11 protein-coding genes are annotated in these 15,809 nt (G+C 65.2%); 5 read left to right on the top strand and 6 right to left on the bottom strand.

The window, feature by feature from the left end; translation table 11 throughout:
• Nucleotides 1-6: 6 nt before the first annotated feature.
• Genes EDF39_RS05415 through EDF39_RS05430 form a run of 4 tightly spaced genes read left to right on the top strand, consistent with a single transcriptional unit; the run spans nucleotide 7 to nucleotide 3,831 of the window.
• Nucleotides 7-957, top strand: a complete 951-nt coding sequence (locus EDF39_RS05415; protein ID WP_123941121.1) for a carbohydrate ABC transporter permease — start codon at nucleotides 7-9, stop codon at nucleotides 955-957.
• Nucleotides 957-1,865, top strand: coding sequence for a carbohydrate ABC transporter permease (locus tag EDF39_RS05420; RefSeq protein ID WP_123941123.1), 909 nt, complete (start codon nucleotides 957-959; stop codon nucleotides 1,863-1,865). The genes EDF39_RS05415 and EDF39_RS05420 overlap by 1 nt, the downstream gene beginning before the upstream one ends.
• Nucleotides 1,866-1,870: 5 nt before the next feature.
• A complete protein-coding gene (locus EDF39_RS05425; protein WP_199726145.1) occupies nucleotides 1,871-2,869 on the top strand; it encodes a carbohydrate kinase family protein in 999 nt (332 codons plus the stop codon).
• Entirely contained in the window at nucleotides 2,866-3,831 is a 966-nt protein-coding gene (locus EDF39_RS05430) for a 1-phosphofructokinase family hexose kinase (RefSeq protein WP_123941127.1), read from the top strand. Before EDF39_RS05425 ends, EDF39_RS05430 begins: the two co-directional genes overlap by 4 nt.
• Before the next feature lie 114 nt (nucleotides 3,832-3,945).
• On the opposite strand, the gene EDF39_RS05435 is transcribed toward EDF39_RS05430, so the two are convergent.
• From EDF39_RS05435 to EDF39_RS05450, 4 genes are all read right to left on the bottom strand, one after another.
• On the bottom strand, nucleotides 3,946-4,890 hold the full coding sequence (locus tag EDF39_RS05435) for an NADP-dependent oxidoreductase (protein ID WP_123941129.1): 945 nt from the start codon (nucleotides 4,888-4,890) through the stop codon (nucleotides 3,946-3,948).
• A gap of 224 nt (nucleotides 4,891-5,114) precedes the next feature.
• Nucleotides 5,115-5,945 (bottom strand): hypothetical protein, encoded by an 831-nt coding sequence (locus tag EDF39_RS05440; protein WP_123941131.1) that lies wholly within the window; start codon nucleotides 5,943-5,945, stop codon nucleotides 5,115-5,117.
• On the bottom strand, nucleotides 5,935-6,480 hold the full coding sequence (locus EDF39_RS05445) for an RNA polymerase sigma factor (protein ID WP_123941133.1): 546 nt from the start codon (nucleotides 6,478-6,480) through the stop codon (nucleotides 5,935-5,937). Before EDF39_RS05445 ends, EDF39_RS05440 begins: the two co-directional genes overlap by 11 nt.
• Before the next feature lie 237 nt (nucleotides 6,481-6,717).
• Nucleotides 6,718-8,202 (bottom strand): hypothetical protein, encoded by a 1,485-nt coding sequence (locus tag EDF39_RS05450; protein WP_123941135.1) that lies wholly within the window; start codon nucleotides 8,200-8,202, stop codon nucleotides 6,718-6,720.
• A 186-nt stretch (nucleotides 8,203-8,388) separates the two neighbouring features.
• Here EDF39_RS05450 and EDF39_RS05455 point away from each other — a divergent pair, with 186 nt between their 5' ends.
• A complete protein-coding gene (locus EDF39_RS05455; RefSeq protein ID WP_123941137.1) occupies nucleotides 8,389-10,215 on the top strand; it encodes an RHS repeat-associated core domain-containing protein in 1,827 nt (608 codons plus the stop codon).
• Between the two features lie 847 nt (nucleotides 10,216-11,062).
• Here EDF39_RS05455 and EDF39_RS05460 read toward each other — a convergent pair.
• Nucleotides 11,063-13,243: an ATP-binding protein gene (locus tag EDF39_RS05460; RefSeq protein ID WP_123941139.1), complete on the bottom strand. Its 2,181-nt coding sequence runs from the start codon at nucleotides 13,241-13,243 to the stop codon at nucleotides 11,063-11,065.
• Between the two features lie 384 nt (nucleotides 13,244-13,627).
• Entirely contained in the window at nucleotides 13,628-13,885 is a 258-nt protein-coding gene (locus EDF39_RS05465) for a hypothetical protein (RefSeq protein ID WP_123941141.1), read from the bottom strand.
• Between the last annotated feature and the right edge of the window lie 1,924 nt (nucleotides 13,886-15,809).

Below are 15,809 nucleotides of genomic sequence, written 5' to 3' on the forward strand. Positions count from 1 at the left end.
GCGACCATGACGACATTCGCTCTGCGGCCTCCCGAAGGTGCCCCGCCCCGGCCGTCGGCCGCTCGCCGTGCGTCACGTCGGCACCGGTCGTGGCGCGAGGCCCTCGAAGGCTGGGGCTTCGTCGCCCCCGCCCTCGTGATCGTGCTCGGTTTGACGGTGTTCCCCGGGGTGTGGGCCTTCCTGCTCTCGTTCCAGAAGTGGGACGGCTTCAGCGACCCGGTCTCGGTCGGCACCGGCAACTACCGCGACATGATCGCCGACCCCGAGCTGCAGGGAGCGGTGGCGCACACGGCGATCTACACCGTTCTCTTCGTGCCGGCGTCGGTGCTGCTCGGGTTGTTCCTCGCGGTGGCCCTCAACCGCAGGATCCGATTCATCGGCCTGTACCGCACGGCCATCTTCGTGCCCTTCGTGGCGTCGGCAGCGGCCACGGGCATCTTGACGACCTACCTGTTCAGCCCCCAGTTCGGTCTCATCAACAACGTGCTCCGCGTCGTCGGCCTGCCCGAGCAGGGGTGGCTGGAAGACCGGCACGAGGCGATGGTCGTCATCACGATCATGTCGCTCTGGGGTCAGGCCGCCTTCACGACGGTCATCTACCTGGCGGCGCTCCAGGATGTTCCCGGCGACGTCATCGAGGCGGCCCGCATCGACGGGGCGAACTCGTGGCAGATCTTCTGGCGCGTGGTCTGGCCGCAGCTCGCTCCGGTCACCGTGTTCGTCGGCATCTACCAGACCCTGCAGGCGATCCAGCTGTTCGACCTCGTCTACACGACCACCCGCGGCGGCCCGCTCGAGGCGACCCAGACGATCGTGTACTACCTGTGGAAGGTCGCCTTCCAAAACCTGCAGTTCGGCTACGGCTCCGCCGTCGCCTACGGCCTCTTCTTCGTCACGCTCCTCGTGACGATCGCGGTCGCCGTCTACTCGCGCAAGTCCGGACGAGAGGCCTTCTGATGAGTGTCGAAGCCCCCATTCTCCCGTCGACGCCGCTGGCGAACGCGGGCGGCGTCGTCCGCCCGCCCGCCCCCTCGGCGCGGGCCCGCCGGCGCAAGCTGCCGTTCAGCGGCTGGCACTTCCTGCTCGTGCCCGTGGCGTTCCTCTTCCTCCTGCCGTTCGTCGAGATGTTCCTGACCAGCGTCGAGCCGGCCTCCGAGATCAACAAGTTCCCGCCCGCCTTTATCCCGTCGCACTTCACGCTCGACGGCTATCAGAAGCTGTTCGAGCAGTCCGACATCCTGCACTGGCTGCTGAACACCGCGATCGTCTCGGCGTCGGCCATCGCGTCGCACCTCGTGCTCTGCTCGCTCGCCGGCTACGGCTTCGCCCGATTGAAGTTTCCGGGTCGCTCGTTCGGCTTTCTGGCGATCCTCGCCACGATCATGGTGCCGACCCAGCTGCTGATGATCCCGACCTACATCATGTTCGCCCGTCTCGGCCTCGTCGATCACCTCAGCGCGGCCATCGTGCCGTGGCTCGCATCGGCGTTCGGCATCTTCCTGATGCGGCAGTTCTTCCTTTCGCTGCCCGCCGAGCTGGAGGAGGCCGGTCTCATCGACGGCTGCACGCGCCTGCAGGTGTTCTTCCGCATCGTGCTGCCGCTCGCGAAGCCGGCCCTTGCGACGCTGGCGATCTTCACCCTGCTCGGCTCGTGGAACGACCTGGTCTGGCCGCTCATCGCGATCAACAACGACCACGCCTTCACTCTGCAGCTCGGGTTGACCAATTTCCAGGGCACCAGGCGCACCGAGTGGTCGCTGCTCATGGCCGGCAACGTGATCGCGACGCTGCCGCTCATCCTGTTCTTCCTCGCGGCGCAGAAGCAGTTCGTGGCGACCATGACGTTCGCCGGGTTGAAAGGATGACCCCCATGACAGACCCCGGGATCCTCGTCGTCGGAGACGCCAACGTCGACCTCGTGCTGACCGGCGACGTCATGCCGAGGTTCGGCCAGGAGGAGCAGCTGCTCGACGCCTCGTCGCTCGTGCTCGGGTCGTCGGCCGGCATCGTCGCCCACGGCCTCGCCCGACTCGGCGTGCCGGTCGCGCTGGTCGCCTGCGTCGGCGACGACGAGTTCGGCCGGTTCACGCTGGCCGCCCTCGACGGCGTCGACACCTCGTTCGTTCGCGTTGTCCCCGGCGAGACGACGGGGCTCAGCGTGATCCTGTCGGCACCGGAAGACCGCTCGATCCTGACGGCGAAGGGGGCGATGGTGCGGGTCACGGCTGCGGACGTGCTGGCGGCGGCCGATGCCGGCGCCTTCACGCACGTGCACTTCGCGTCGTTCTTCTTGCTGCCCGGCCTCGCCGCCTCATTGCCGACCCTGCTGCCCGAGCTCCGATCACGCGGCCTCACGATCAGCCTCGACACCAACTGGGATCCCGCGGGCGAGTGGCTCGGTCTCGACGCGGTCCTGCCGCACGTCGACGTGTTCCTCCCCAACCTCGAAGAGTTGCGGGCCGTGTCGCCAGGCCATGACTCCGACGAGCAGGCCGCCGCAGCCCTGGTCGACGCGTCGCCGGGGCTCGCCGTCGTGGTCAAGGCCGGGCGAGACGGAGGCTGGTCGGTCCGCTCGGGGTCTCCCGCACTGTCGGCGCCCGGGCTCGTGCTCGACGTCGTCGATACCACCGGCGCCGGCGACAGCTTCGACGCGGGCTACCTCGCCGCGCTCCACTTCGGCGAGACCGACGAGCGGATCCGGCTGCGGTGGGCGACGGCCGCGGGGTCGCTCTCGACCCGGGTTGCCGGCGGCAGCGGTGCCCACGCCACCCGCGACGAGATCGCGGCGCACCTCGACCTGTCGGCGCCGACACCGGCCTCGGCCCCAACCTCGGCCCCGGCGTCCGCCACTGCCGCGGCCACCGCATGATCGCGGTCGCCGCCCTCAGCCCCGCCCTCGACGTGAGCTACGTCGTCGACGACCTGGTGCTCGGCGAGCCGCACCGGCCCACGTCGGTCGTCCGGGTCGCCGGAGGCAAAGCGCTGAACTCGGCCCGCGCCGCCGTGCGCCTCGGGGCCGCAGTGACCGCCGTGCCCGTGCTCGGCGGTCACCTCGGCGGGCTCGTTGCCGCGCTGCTCGACGCCGACGGCGTCACCGCGGAGATCGTCGAGTCGCCGACCGAGACCCGCCAGTGCGTGTCGATCGCCTCCGTGGCCGGGGGCACGCTCACCGAGATATACGAGCGCCCGGTCGCGCTCGGCGATGACGAGCTCTCACAGGTGCTGGAGGGGCTCGAGCGGGTGGCGGGAGCCGGATCCTGGGTGTCGCTCTCTGGCGGTCTGCCGGCAGGTGCCGAACCGGTGCTCGGCGACATCGCGCGGCTCTGCGCGGCGAAGGGAGCCCGCCTCGCCCTCGACACGCACGGCCCGGCCCTTCGGTCGGTGCTGGGGTCGTTCGGCGTCGGGCTGCTCAAGGTCAACCGGGCCGAGGCGGCCGAGGCACTCGACCTGCCCCTCGACGTCGAGCTGTCGTCGCTGGTCTCGGCACTGCGGGAGGCCGCAGGATCCGACGTGGTCGTCACCGACGGAGCGCACGGTTCGATCGCGGCCGACGCTTCGGGCCTGTGGCGCGTCGCCCTGCCTCCCGCAGCGGGGTCCTTCGGCGCCTACCCCGTCGGCAGTGGAGACTCGTACCTCGGCGGCCTGCTCGCGGCCCTCGACTCGGGCGTCGACCTGCCGGCCGCCGTAGCTCTGGCGGCCGGAGCCGCGACGGCGAACGCCCTCGTGCCCGGTGCTGCTGTCTTCGACGCCTCTGTCGCGCGGTCTCTTGCCGCGCGGGTCGTCGTCACGCCTCTCGCAGCTCGCAGACCTGACCCGCTCGTTCGACTTTGACGTCGGATACGGGGTAGCGACGCTGCAGGCCAGAGACGAGACAGGCATCTCTGTCACCGAGAGCGATGTCGTTCGCGGCTGCGATCCACCCCGTCTATGAGCGCTCGGACTTACTCACCAGGTCAGGACGAACCTGCCACGGGTGCCACCTGCTTCGAGCCGCCGGTGGGCGTCGGCGGCTGCCCCGGGCTCCGACGCGGCAAGCACCTCGGAGACCCGGGGCGTGAGGACGCCGTCCTCCACGGCCTGCCGCAGCCGGTCGAGCTTGGCCTGGGAGTGGTATTCGTCGAACACCATCGCCTGCTCGAACCGGATTCCGGGGGTCCCGTCGCCCTGCCAGCCGCGCACGGCGAGGAACACTCCACCGTCACGGAGCAGCGGGACGGCCTGCTCGTGGAGGAGCGCCGTGTCTGCGATCGCGTCGACACCGTGCGGGGCGATCGCCTGCACGGCAGCCACGAACTCGTCCCCACGCGGCACGATGTGGTCGGCGCCGAGCGACTCGACGAGCGCCCGATCCTTGTCTGCCGCGTCGGCGATCACGGTGATTCCCTGCTGTTCGGCGAGCTGCACGAGGTAGTTCCCGAGTAGTCCCGGGGCACCTGTCACGAGGAGCGTCTGCCCGGCCGAGAGGCCGGCCTTCTCCAAGATCTGCACCGCTGTGAGGCCGTTCATCGGGATCGTGCTGGCCTCCTCGAGCGAGGTGCCAGTGGGAATCCGGGCGATGGAATCCACCGGTGCCACGAGCACCTGCATATAGGCGCCACCGTGTCCGCGGAGCGGGAGGGCGATGGCCATGACCTCGTCGCCCGTCTGCCACTGGGTCACCCCCTCGCCGACCTCGTCGACAACGCCTGCCGCGTCCATGCCCGGCACATAAGGCGGTTCGCCCGCCTGGCTGAGGTCACGGCCGCCAGCGCGGACGCCGGCATCCGTCGGGCTGACCGCGAACGCCCTGACCCTGATGCGAACCTCGCCGGGACCTGCGTGCGGCTCCTCGACCTCGTGGATGGCGAGGGCGTCTGGCCCTCCGAACTCGGTTATTCCGATGACCTTCATGACTCCCGTTGTACGCGCGCGAGCTGGCGGTTCGCTCGCCAACTACTCGTTCAGCGTCGGACGGAGAAATTCTTGGTCGGGCCACATCCCGCTCGTCGCTCCTGAAAGCCGTGCGATTCGGCACACCTTGGTTTGGAGACACCATCAGGTTGTACAGGTCTGGTGCTGTGTGTCTTTTCGCCACGTTCTGCGGATAGATGGCTGGTCTGATCCTTGACCGGCGGCTAGCCGCAGAATTCAGAGGGCGGTTGGGGCGTGGCCGCGACCCAGACTTGGCCGACATGGCTGTTGTCGGCGCCGAGCACGAACGTGATGTAGCCGTCGGCGGAGTGGATGCTCCAGTATTCAAATCCGCCGTCCGCGCCGCTGCCGCCGTAGTTTCCCGTGTTCTCGATGTCCGGGTACAAGGTTTTGAGCTGGGCCAGGGTCGAGCCGATACCGGCGCCTTCGGCAGTCGTCGGGGCGGTGGTGCGGTACGACGGGTCGGTGGGTGACACGAGTCCGATCGAGACGCCCGAGACGACTCCGTCCGTGTTTTCGACGACGAGCTCCACTGAGCCCGTGCGGTGCCAGAACGACACGTTCGGGTTGGGGCAGGTCGCGTTGTCGCGGGTGTAGGCGGAGGTGAGATCGTCGATTTCGCCGGCATAGGGTGCTCCGAGGGCGATGGGTCCGACCTCGGAGAAGGAGGTCGTCCAGGTGCCGGGATCGTCGATCGAGAACGGCTTGGCTGTCGACGTCGGGGTGACTGACTGTGTCGCGGTGGAGCTTGCCGGTGGGGTCTCGGCTGCGGGCGTCGACGGGCTCGGCGGTTCGGAGACTGTCGGCGACGGGGCCGCAGTCGGCGCCTCGAAGAGATCATGGGGAACGAGGCCGACGGCATAGGCGCCACTGACGCTGCCAATGGCCAGAAGCGCGACCAGGCCAACGACCGGCCACACGTGTCGGTGTCGAACAGGACGGGGGCGGACGTCGTCGGCTCGGTCGAGGACGCTCCGCTTCATGCCGACGAGCAGACGCTGGAAGTCGTCGCCGAGAGGAGGTTCAGTGTTCATCGTGCATCACAGCCTTCTTGAGTCGAGTCCGCGATCGGGAGACGCGCTTGGTGACGGCGCCAACGCTCAATCCGAGAATCGTGGCAGCTTCGGAATAGGAGCGGCCCTCGAGGAGGCACAGCTCGCAGATGCGGCGATCCAGCGTCGGGAGGGCGTCGATCTCGGCGCGTACCCAGCGGAGGTGTTCTCGAGCTTCCTCGGCCGCTGGTGGTATTTCGAGATCGTCCGGCAGGGAATCGCTCTCCGCCCGGGCCTGACGGCGTCGGAGGTTTCGGGCATGGTTACGGCAGACGACGAGAAGCCACGGCAGGAGTGACTCCGTGGGTAACTCGATGGCGGCCGCTTTCTGCCAGAGCGTGAGGAGCGTGTCTTGCACGAGCTCTTCCACGTCCATGCGGCTGGGAGCGATCGCCCAGGCGTACCTCGTCACCGTCGGCGCAAATCTGTCGAAGGCGACTGCTAACGCCGCTTTGTCGCCCAGTGCCAAACGAACGAGCAGCCTGGCGTCGTCGTCTCTGTCTTCCGGATCCGTCATCGTTCCCCCTTCACTACAGCAATGTCGAGAAAATCACGATCCTGACGTGATTGAGACGAAAGGGGTAACGCACGAAGACCGGGGCAATAACTCCCACCACGTTCTTGTCTTGAAACCCTAGAAATATGGGATGTGCCACAGCTGCCTGAATCTCGCGGCTCTTCGCCTACGACCTAAATCGGGCGGGACTGCCCGCCACTGCTCTTTGGCTGAGGTGGGCAGGCGCCGCTTTCGCCGTTACGCCGACAGCCCGGACTGCTGCGCCTCCCGCGCACACCAGACAACGTCCTTGTCGGGATCGGCTGCCAGGCGCGCCAGTACCGACGGCGGGAGCGCACGGTTGCCGGCGAGAGCCATACGGATCTCGACGTGCGGACTCGCCGCGAGGAGTTCGCACTCCTCGGGCGCGAGGGCCGGGTTGACGGCGAAGCCCATCGCCACCGACGTGACGAACGTGACGTCCTCGCCCATCGCCCGCTCGAGTAGCAGCGCTCGGACCTGGTCGGGAGGCATCGTGGTCTCGTTCGACCGGAGCGAGATCATGCGGGTCAGGGGCATGACGAGGTCGGGCGGGCATTCGGGTGCCGACTGTAGGCCGGACAGGAGCTCGGCCGGGCGCACCTCCTCGCGTCGCTCAATCCAGTCGATCTCGGCGACGATCCTGAGCACGTGTGCGGGCGTCGTGCTGAGGCGCCGTTGGGTGACAGCAGAACGGACGGCCACGTCGGGATCGGCCGCCAAGATCTCGAGGGCCTCGACAGGCACATGGGGATTGAAGCCGACCTGGACTCGGATGTCGGGTTCGGGATCGCGGGCGAGGAGCAGTAGGACGTCGCCGGGAGTGCTGTCGTTCACGGCCACCGCTTTTCTGACCTCCACAGCCTCACTTCGCGCGAGGAGACGGAGGCGCTCGGCTGGGGTGGCGAGCGAGTAGGCGTGTTCGAGGACGAGAGCGGCGTCGTCCGGATCCCAGGGCTTCGCCAGGAGATTTCGCCGGTCGAGCTGCTGACGGGCCGACCGGGAGCCGCCTACCGCCACTCGCGCCAGCGCGTGCGTCGGAGTGCTCGGATTGAAGAGCGCCTCGGCCACGACGCTGTAGTCTTCGTCGTCGGCGAGCCGGTCGAGGACCTCGGGCGGGGTCTCGCCGTTCCACGCGACCGTGGCTCGGACGACATACGAGGGGTCATTCGCGAGGCCCGCCAGGAACTCCGGGCTCCGTCCGATGCGAGAGGCGGCAGACCCTTCGCGGATATGCTCCGACGGATGCCGGCTGAGCGCCTCCAACGTCTCGGGCGGGACGTCACGGCGGCGCGCGACGGCCTCGACAACCGCAAGGATCGGATGCCGGCTCAGTGAGTCGAGAGCGGCAGCCGGTGCACCGGGGTTCATCGCGATCCTCCGGTGCAGGGCCGTCTCCGGCCCACGGGCGTATTCCTCGAGGACAGGGGCGGGGACCGAGGGGTTGCCCGCGGCGATCCAGCGTTCGTCGCGGGTGCCCTCGCGGAGAGCCGACTCCACGATGCTCGCGGGCGTGGCCGGGTTCATGGCCACATTGAGTCGGAGTGCCCAATCGCCGGTGCCCGCTAAGGCCGCAAGCACCTCGGGGTCGGTGTCAGGCCGGTTGGCGAGCATCAGCCGCGCGGACTCGGAATCGGGCAGGGAGGTAGCGGCCGGAGGGACCGGCTCGCTGCCACCTCGACGGAACAGACGCTCGAAGACCATGCTCCGACGCTAGCGCGCGGCGGCACGAATGGGCAGAACCTCAGCGAGCAGAAGCCGCCGACTCCAGGTGTCTCCTGAGGATTCTGGCCAGCGTCTGCACCTCCGGCTCTCGGGGGAGCGACGCGGGGTCGGTCTCGACCCGCAGGTCGCCGACGAGGACGTACTCCCAGCCACTGGTTTGGCCACATGGCGACGCAAACGGATGGGGCGGGGAACACGACGTCGTACACGTACGACAACAACGACCGCATCCTCGCCACCTCCTTCTCCGACAGCACCCCGACCGTCACTGACACTTACGACGCCGGCGGGCACCTGCTCACCGAAGCATCCGGTCCGGGGACGGTGACGAACACGTACGACCAGCTCGGCCGGCTCACCTCGACCGTGAACACCGTCGGTGGCGGCACGATCTCCTACGGGTTCGACAAGGCCTCGAACGAGACGTCAATGACGACCAGCTACGGCACGTGGACGAACACGTTCGACGCGTCTGGTGTGCTTTGGGTGACGAAGTACCCCAAGAGCAGCACGTTCCAGTACACGGACTACGCCACGGACTCGCAGGGACGCCGCACGGACACGTTCCTGCAGGCGAACGCCTCCTACACCAACAGCACTACCTCGACGGTGATCCTGCCGACCAGCTACGCCGCCCGGTACACCACCAGCTACGACGATAACGGCCGTATCAAGGAGGTGAAGGCGACCACGAACGGGTCGACCCCGGCAACAACGTTCGACACCCAGTACTGCTACAACTCCGCCTCCACCACGTCCTGCTCGACCGCGACTGCGTCGGATCACTCGAAGGTGTACTGGACTAAGGACCTCACCTCGGGCGGGTCGCTGACGGTCTACAAGTACACAGGCGACGGCCGAGTGAAGAGCGCCACCGAGTCCGGCGGCACTTCCAACACGGTGTGGGCGTACACGTACGACAACCGCGGTAACCGGCTGACCGCGAAGGCCACCGTTGATGGCGGCACCCCGACCACGCAAACGCTGACCTACAACGCAGCCAACCAGATCAGCGCGGCCGGGTATGTCTACGACGGGGCCGGGAATCTGACGGCGACTCCGACGGCGACGTACACGTACAACGGCGCTGAGCAGATGACGTCGTCGACGAAGACCGCAACCGGGGTGACGACCAGCTACACCTACGCCGGATCCGCACAAAACGCGGTTTTGTCCGAGTCACCGCCGGGTGACCACACGTACAACCTCACCTACGGGCAGAAAGACTCCAACGGTCAACCCGAGATCGTGAAGTACAACACACACACGTCCCAAAACGACCTCACCGGCAACCTGTTTGCCGACCCCACCACCGGGCAACCTGCCATGCTCACTACGTCCTCCGACATTGGCTGCCTGTACGTGTACGACGGCCTCGGGAACCCGGTCGGGCTGCTGACGGACTTCGCCGCCAACGCCATCAGCACCAACTTTGACCCGTACGGCGTCGGCGACCTCACCGGAACAGGGAACGGTGTCGGGCAGAATCCGTACTCGTTCCACTCCGGCACCCAGGACCGCGCCTCCGGGCTGATCAAGTTCGGGATCCGCTGGTACAACCCCACCACCGGCACCTGGACGCAACAAGACACCCTCGATGCACCCCTGGATCCCGCAAACGCCAATCGATATGTCTTCGCTGGCGGCGACCCCATTAACGACGGCGACCCAACAGGACGACTTCTCTATTCATTGATCGCCAAGGGCATTAGCGCCTTCTTTGCCGGAAGTCCATCGGCGACGTCATCGAAGGCGGAGATGGCGGAGCTATCATCTCGGGAGCAGTCTTTGAGGCCGGATGCGACGGCGTCTCGGACGCGCTCACAGTCGGAATTGGCGCACCCATTGGGGCCATTATCTGCGGCCTGGCTGCTGACCAACTCACCGAATACGTGGACGAACACGATTGAGAACCATTGGCCGAGCAGCGAAGCCCTCGCTGCTCGGCCACCTGGCCACTTGGCCGTTGAGCCTAAGAAAGTGCATCAATGAAATTCTTCAGGGGATCGCCCCGGCCAGCAGGCGAACTTGCTTTTGGATTGATCATCATCCTTGTCGCCTTCATTTCCCTGCCCTACACGACAGGGCCCATTTACTCAGTCTTAGGCGTAGCTCCACCCGGCTGGCTCATCTCGGTGCTCCTCGTTAGTGGAGGGGCATTCCTAACACTGCAAGGAGCCATTTCCCTCGCCGATCGGCGTCGCAACAGTTCGAAAGACTGACCAGGCCCTTGCCAACAGTTCGTGAAACTTTGAACTTCAGCCTGATGGCTTCAGCTGCGAGAAATACGATCACCGCATTGAGGTCATAAATGTCGTATTCGCGCCTATTAGGTCGGGAAAGATCCAGACGCTCCTGCCGAACCAACCCCTGGTAGCCTCGAAACCCAAGAAGAAGAATCCACGCATGTCTTTATTCGTTCCGGTAACCCTTGCTCTCACACCCTTAGCCGCAGCTGCGTCAGGAGGAGTGCCGAAACTTGTGACCATCGCTGTGGTCGTTGTGTGCGGCGCGTTCAGCGTCTGGGTGTTCGGACACAACCACCGACAGTAGCGTTGCCAACAACCGGCAAACGCCAACGATATGTCTACTTCGGTGGCGACGCCATTAATGGACTCGAGATATACCTGTCCCTCAAAACGGCCCGGTCGGGGTTCCCCATTCGGGGCAAAGAGCATTCTCGTAATCGATCGATTGCGGACGTCGATGGATGAGGTAGCTGCCGTGGCACAGAGCCGCGGAGTGGTCTTCTCGAATCTTGTGTCCGGAATCAATGGCAGGTCAGCACCGTTTTTGAGGCTCCTTGAAAGGTGTCTTGACGTTGGGGTCGTAGGTGTCTCTATGCGGCGAGTTGGACCTGGTCGGGGTGGGGGATTGTGAGCCAGAGGTCGACCTCGTCGTCGGCGTCGAGGCCGAGGGCGGCGGCTGTTTCGTCTGGGGTAGACGCGACGATGGTGATGGCAGTGTCGGAGTCGGATTGCCCGGTTCGGATGACTATGCGAGATGACCTGACGGGTTCGAGTTGCCGGGCCACATCATCCAGAATTGCGTCCAGGACCACGGGTGAGATGCCGTCGAGTCCGCCGTCGTCGAGGACTTGAACAAGGGTGCCGCGACGGCGATGGCCGGAGACGACATGGCGGATGGCGGGGTTGAGGAGGGCGCGGCCGCGGATCTCATCCCGGAGGGCTTGTTCGAGGACACGGCACTCGGTGCGGGAGGCGTCGTCAAGTTTCCCATTGCTATCGAGGATTTGTCGAAGCATGGGGGCGGCGGTGCCTTTGGCGTGTTGGAGTCGCTGCTGGCGTTCGTTGTTGAATGCGTCGAGCTCTGCTTGCCGAATGGTCAAGTCGCGGTGCCTTTCGGCCGCGACCTCGGCCGCGATAGCAATTTTGCGTAGGGCACGGTGAATGAGGAGGCCCGCGATCGCGATGACGATTTCCCCGGCGAGGCCTAGCCGGATGACGCCTTCGGGTCCGGCCCAGAGGGTGATTTGGGTGACGAGGGCGGTGACGATGATGACAGGGGCGAGCCGGCGGCCGGCCATCCACGCCATGGCGGCGCCGGCGAGGACACCGCAGGTGAGTTTGGCGGCAGACGCGGAGTCGAAGTTGGCAGGGTTCAGACCGACATTCGCGATGCTGCACAGCACGACGCCGACACTGGTGGTTAACCACGCCGCCCTGTTGGTCATGCTGCCCTGTTTAGCTCCCTGGATGAGGGTGGGAAGGACGGCAAGTCCCAGAGCGGAGGAGACGGCGGTGGCGTATTGGTGGGTAATAACGAACGCTTCTGCGAAAGCGATAAGGACCGCGATGACGATCAGCACCCCAAGCACTCGGTAGAGGAGTCGTCGGGGGATGATGTTCAGCAGTGCTTGGCCTGGTCGACGAGTTGGCGCCGAATGTGCCGAGTCGGGTCGCCAGTCAAGGGTCACGGTCGTCCCTTTCCCGGGTGCTGAGCGGATGTGCGCGGTGCCGCCGATGTGCTGGACGCGCTCCAGGATCGACACCCGCACCCCAAGGCGTTCCTGCGGGACCTGGTCCAGGTCGAACCCTGCCCCGTTGTCAGACACGGTGATGCGCATCCCACCGCCTTTGAGGGGGATCCCGGTCACCGAACGGGTAGCGGCTGCGCCGGCGTGTTTGGCACTGTTCGTGAGGGCCTGCACGGTGGCTGACATGAGCGCGTCCGCCACTTCGGATGGGACCTCGAGGGTGCCAAAAGCGAGGTCAAAGGTGACCACGCCTCGAAACGGCGCGAGATCAGAATTGGTCGAAGAAAAGAACGCTCCGACGGGGACGGGTACCGGCTGGGTTCCTGGGTCGTTGCTGGTTGAGGAGACGAGGTCGAGAGCTGCGCGGGCCATGCTGGTGGCGCGTTCCGGTGCGTGGCTCCCGGCCGCGGCGAGGAAGGTGGCAAGGACGGTGTCGTGGAGCAGCGCGTCCGTCCGCACCCGTTCCGCCTCGGTGGCTAGGAGTCGTTGCTGGTCTTCGAACAGCAGTTGCGCTTGCTGTTCTGCCGTGTCGGCTTTGTCGGCCCTACCCCGGAGCGCCCGCACACCGACGATCAGGGCTACTGCGAGGAGGAACAGGCCGAAGAACGTGATGAAGGTGTTGCTAGCAGTGAGTGGTCCGACATACACACTGATGAGAGCCGCGGTGATTCCGCCGCACAAGATCCCAGCACGCCACGGGTTCACCTCGGCCAATGCTGTGCAGCCGAACGCGACCAGCGACAGGCCCAGAAGCCAGGGAGCTGACCCGGCAGGGAGCGGATTTCGGAGCGTAAACGGCTCTAGAAGAAGAAGCCCGACGTAGGCGACTACCGGAATCCATAACCAGAACTGGGTGGGGCGTGCGCGTCGGATGAGGGCGAGTGGAAGGGCCACCACCATGAGGCTGGCGAGAAGCACGGACACGAGCAAAAGGGGGACCTTGTCCGGTCGGTGAGTCGCCAAGAAAGCTGGCAACGCGAGCAACAGCAGCATGACAGCGACCATCGACAGGGTCGCCGCCATGCCCCGCTCGACCCCACCCCGGAGTGGGAGAGAACCGTCCGACAGGAGCCCTGTCAGTGCGGGGGACCTGTGGCCCCGATCGCTCGTGACCTGTGGCCCCTCAACGCCCGCTAGGTTGACAGGTCTCTCGGGCACCTACTCACGGTAGAAGAGAACACGCCCAGGCACGACTCCCCAGAAAGGGTCGCGATGCCGCCTGCTACTCCCAATTCCCATCTGTTTTGGCACACTTCGGTTATGGGACGCCCCGGAAGCACGAAAGGAAACCGTCAAACGTATTTGGGGAAAAGGTGACTGCCTGCTCGAGGCCGTGACCGCCGGCACCTGGGAAGTCGACCGTCTACCGACTGTGTTCGGCACACGGCCGGGTGGACGCGACAAAGGCTACTGCTTACCTGCGTTTGCGCCGTGTTCTGCCTCGAAGGCTGCGCGTCTGCGTTCAGACTGGTGACGCATTCGTAAGCCACTGAGTGCCAAGCCCGCCATGACTACAAGTCCTGCCCAACGGAACCAACTGACATCGTGATCGATCGCGATCTCGATTAGAGAAAGAGCGCCGAGGATCGCGCCAAAACCGAAAAGCACCCAGCCCTGAGTTTTTTGGCGATCGATAGACATGCGCTGCTGAATCAAAGACGACATGGCATCAGATTAGGTACGTAAGGGAACCTTTAGCGTTCGCTTGCGGCTTGGAGTTCCTTGTAGAGCTGTCGGAGATCTTTGGCGCCTTGGCCGTAGTCGATAACTGTTGTAGCGACGGTCGGTCGCCAGCTTGCTTCAACCTGGGTCCAGCTCCCTTGTCCGGGTGCGAAGCTGAGCTCGATTACTCCAGCCCAGACTCGCCAGGTAAATCCCACGGTCAGTGTGGCCCCGGCTGCGGTCGCAGCCTTGAGCTTGAAGCGCCTTGATGTGCGGACCACCTCGGAGATGACTACGGGCAGTAGCTCGCGAGTTATCTCAATAGGAAAGGTGGCCGAGCTTCGTGCCCGCGCACTTGACACCATCAGATCGTTACCCATGCCATCACTCTCCTCCGGAATCGCCACGATCAGATGATTGTCGAGACCTCTCTCGGATAGGAAAGCAAGCCAGACGGCTTCCGCGCGGCTCGGACGACGTTTACGAAGGAACGCCTGGTGTTCGGATCAGTTCAGCTAGCCGACTTTCTGGCAGGATCAGTCTGTGTTCCGCGAGAGCATGGGTCTGCTGAGTTACGTCGGAGGAAACGTTGAAGTTCTTCACCTCGCCCCGTCCTGTCGGGGAGATGACTTTCGGCGTAATGGTCGCTATTGCCGCGGGGGTTATTGGGCCACGCGCCTCGACGTACCGCCTTGGGTTGTTGCACGGGCTGGCCCCATGGATTGTTGTTATTTCTCGATACTGGCAGACGCTCTACCTCCCGGCTGCTTCCGGCCTGAAGCGGAAAGGGACGCCCGCCGCTTTCCAAGTCTTGGCACTTCGATCAAGATCGCTGCTGGCATGGGGATGCACGTTTACCCCGTACGGTGACGATGCGCGGTGAGCGGGGGATAACTGCAACCGACTTTTCCGTCTCATATCCCTACGGTTGTGGTGCAGTCGAATGGGACAGGTACGGGCCGCGGTTTCTTGGGGGTGTGGGCGTCTCGTATCTATGTGTCGGAAGTCGTGGTCCGATTTCTGGTGGCGAAGTGAGTTACGGGACGGTTGCGTGGCGGCGACGTTTGGTCTTGGACGCCCCAAAAAATTGGTGTCACGGCGTGCTGCGTGCTGCGCCTACCTGCTCCTCCCTCCAGCGTTAGTTGCGGTGGTGGCGGGTTAGCGTGGCTGCGTTTGGATTCGGGATCGAATGGGTCATGTCTGCTCCTCGTGTCGACTAGTCGTGTTGCGGGCGAAAGCGGCGTAGCGTGCATCGGAGTCGGGGTATTGCTCGTGTGCGTTAGGCGATGGCTGATGTTGGGTTGAGGTTGTTCATGAGAGCAGTACCGGGCACATTCGTCGTTGGTCTTATGGCTGTGGGGGTGCTTTTCGTGGTGGGCTGCTCGTCAACGGACAATCCGATGCCCGAGAAGACCGCCTCTTTTCCTCAACGGGTGGGGAAAGCTCTCACTGCATGTGGTCTCCGTACTCCGCAGGCTGGCGTCGGGCTCGTGGGGCGAAGCGAGTTGGTGCTGAGCAGCCATGAGCGAGGACATCCGACGTCGGTGACCTCGGTAACGGCGTCATGCGTTCTCGACCAGCTCGGGCTGACTGGGGGGAACGGTGAGTTGTTCGACTCTGACAGTCGGCTTGGTGGGGTCAACACGGTGTCGTGGGATGACCTGACGGCGTCGTGGTCATTTCGGGACACGGTCTCATTCCGTGTCACGGTCGATCAGATCGCCTCGCGATAGGCGGGCCGCATCCTGAGACCCGTCCGACGTCTTGGTTGCTATCCCGCCTCGAGTGCTTCTGCTGCCGACGTAGACATTCTTCTCGAGCAGCGCAGAGAGGTTCGAAACGTGTTGAGAACCCCGACGACGCTGGGCCGTACCGTGCTCGAGTGTCGGTGTTTGTGCCGACTATCCGAGCTGGGGTCAGCTCTCTA

The sequence above is a fragment of the Frondihabitans sp. PhB161 genome, from assembly GCF_003814635.1.
In the GTDB taxonomy this organism is placed as follows: domain Bacteria; phylum Actinomycetota; class Actinomycetes; order Actinomycetales; family Microbacteriaceae; genus Frondihabitans.

Coding starts and splice junctions, on each gene's coding strand:
- EDF39_RS05415 (WP_123941121.1), top strand. CDS start 7: ATGACGACATTCGCTCTGCGGCCTCCCGAAGGTGCCCCGCCCCGGCCG.
- EDF39_RS05420 (WP_123941123.1), top strand. CDS start 957: ATGAGTGTCGAAGCCCCCATTCTCCCGTCGACGCCGCTGGCGAACGCG.
- EDF39_RS05425 (WP_199726145.1), top strand. CDS start 1,871: ATGACAGACCCCGGGATCCTCGTCGTCGGAGACGCCAACGTCGACCTC.
- EDF39_RS05430 (WP_123941127.1), top strand. CDS start 2,866: ATGATCGCGGTCGCCGCCCTCAGCCCCGCCCTCGACGTGAGCTACGTC.
- EDF39_RS05435 (WP_123941129.1), bottom strand. CDS start 4,890: ATGAAGGTCATCGGAATAACCGAGTTCGGAGGGCCAGACGCCCTCGCC.
- EDF39_RS05440 (WP_123941131.1), bottom strand. CDS start 5,945: ATGAACACTGAACCTCCTCTCGGCGACGACTTCCAGCGTCTGCTCGTC.
- EDF39_RS05445 (WP_123941133.1), bottom strand. CDS start 6,480: ATGACGGATCCGGAAGACAGAGACGACGACGCCAGGCTGCTCGTTCGT.
- EDF39_RS05450 (WP_123941135.1), bottom strand. CDS start 8,202: ATGGTCTTCGAGCGTCTGTTCCGTCGAGGTGGCAGCGAGCCGGTCCCT.
- EDF39_RS05455 (WP_123941137.1), top strand. CDS start 8,389: ATGGCGACGCAAACGGATGGGGCGGGGAACACGACGTCGTACACGTAC.
- EDF39_RS05460 (WP_123941139.1), bottom strand. CDS start 13,243: ATGGCGGCGACCCTGTCGATGGTCGCTGTCATGCTGCTGTTGCTCGCG.
- EDF39_RS05465 (WP_123941141.1), bottom strand. CDS start 13,885: ATGTCGTCTTTGATTCAGCAGCGCATGTCTATCGATCGCCAAAAAACT.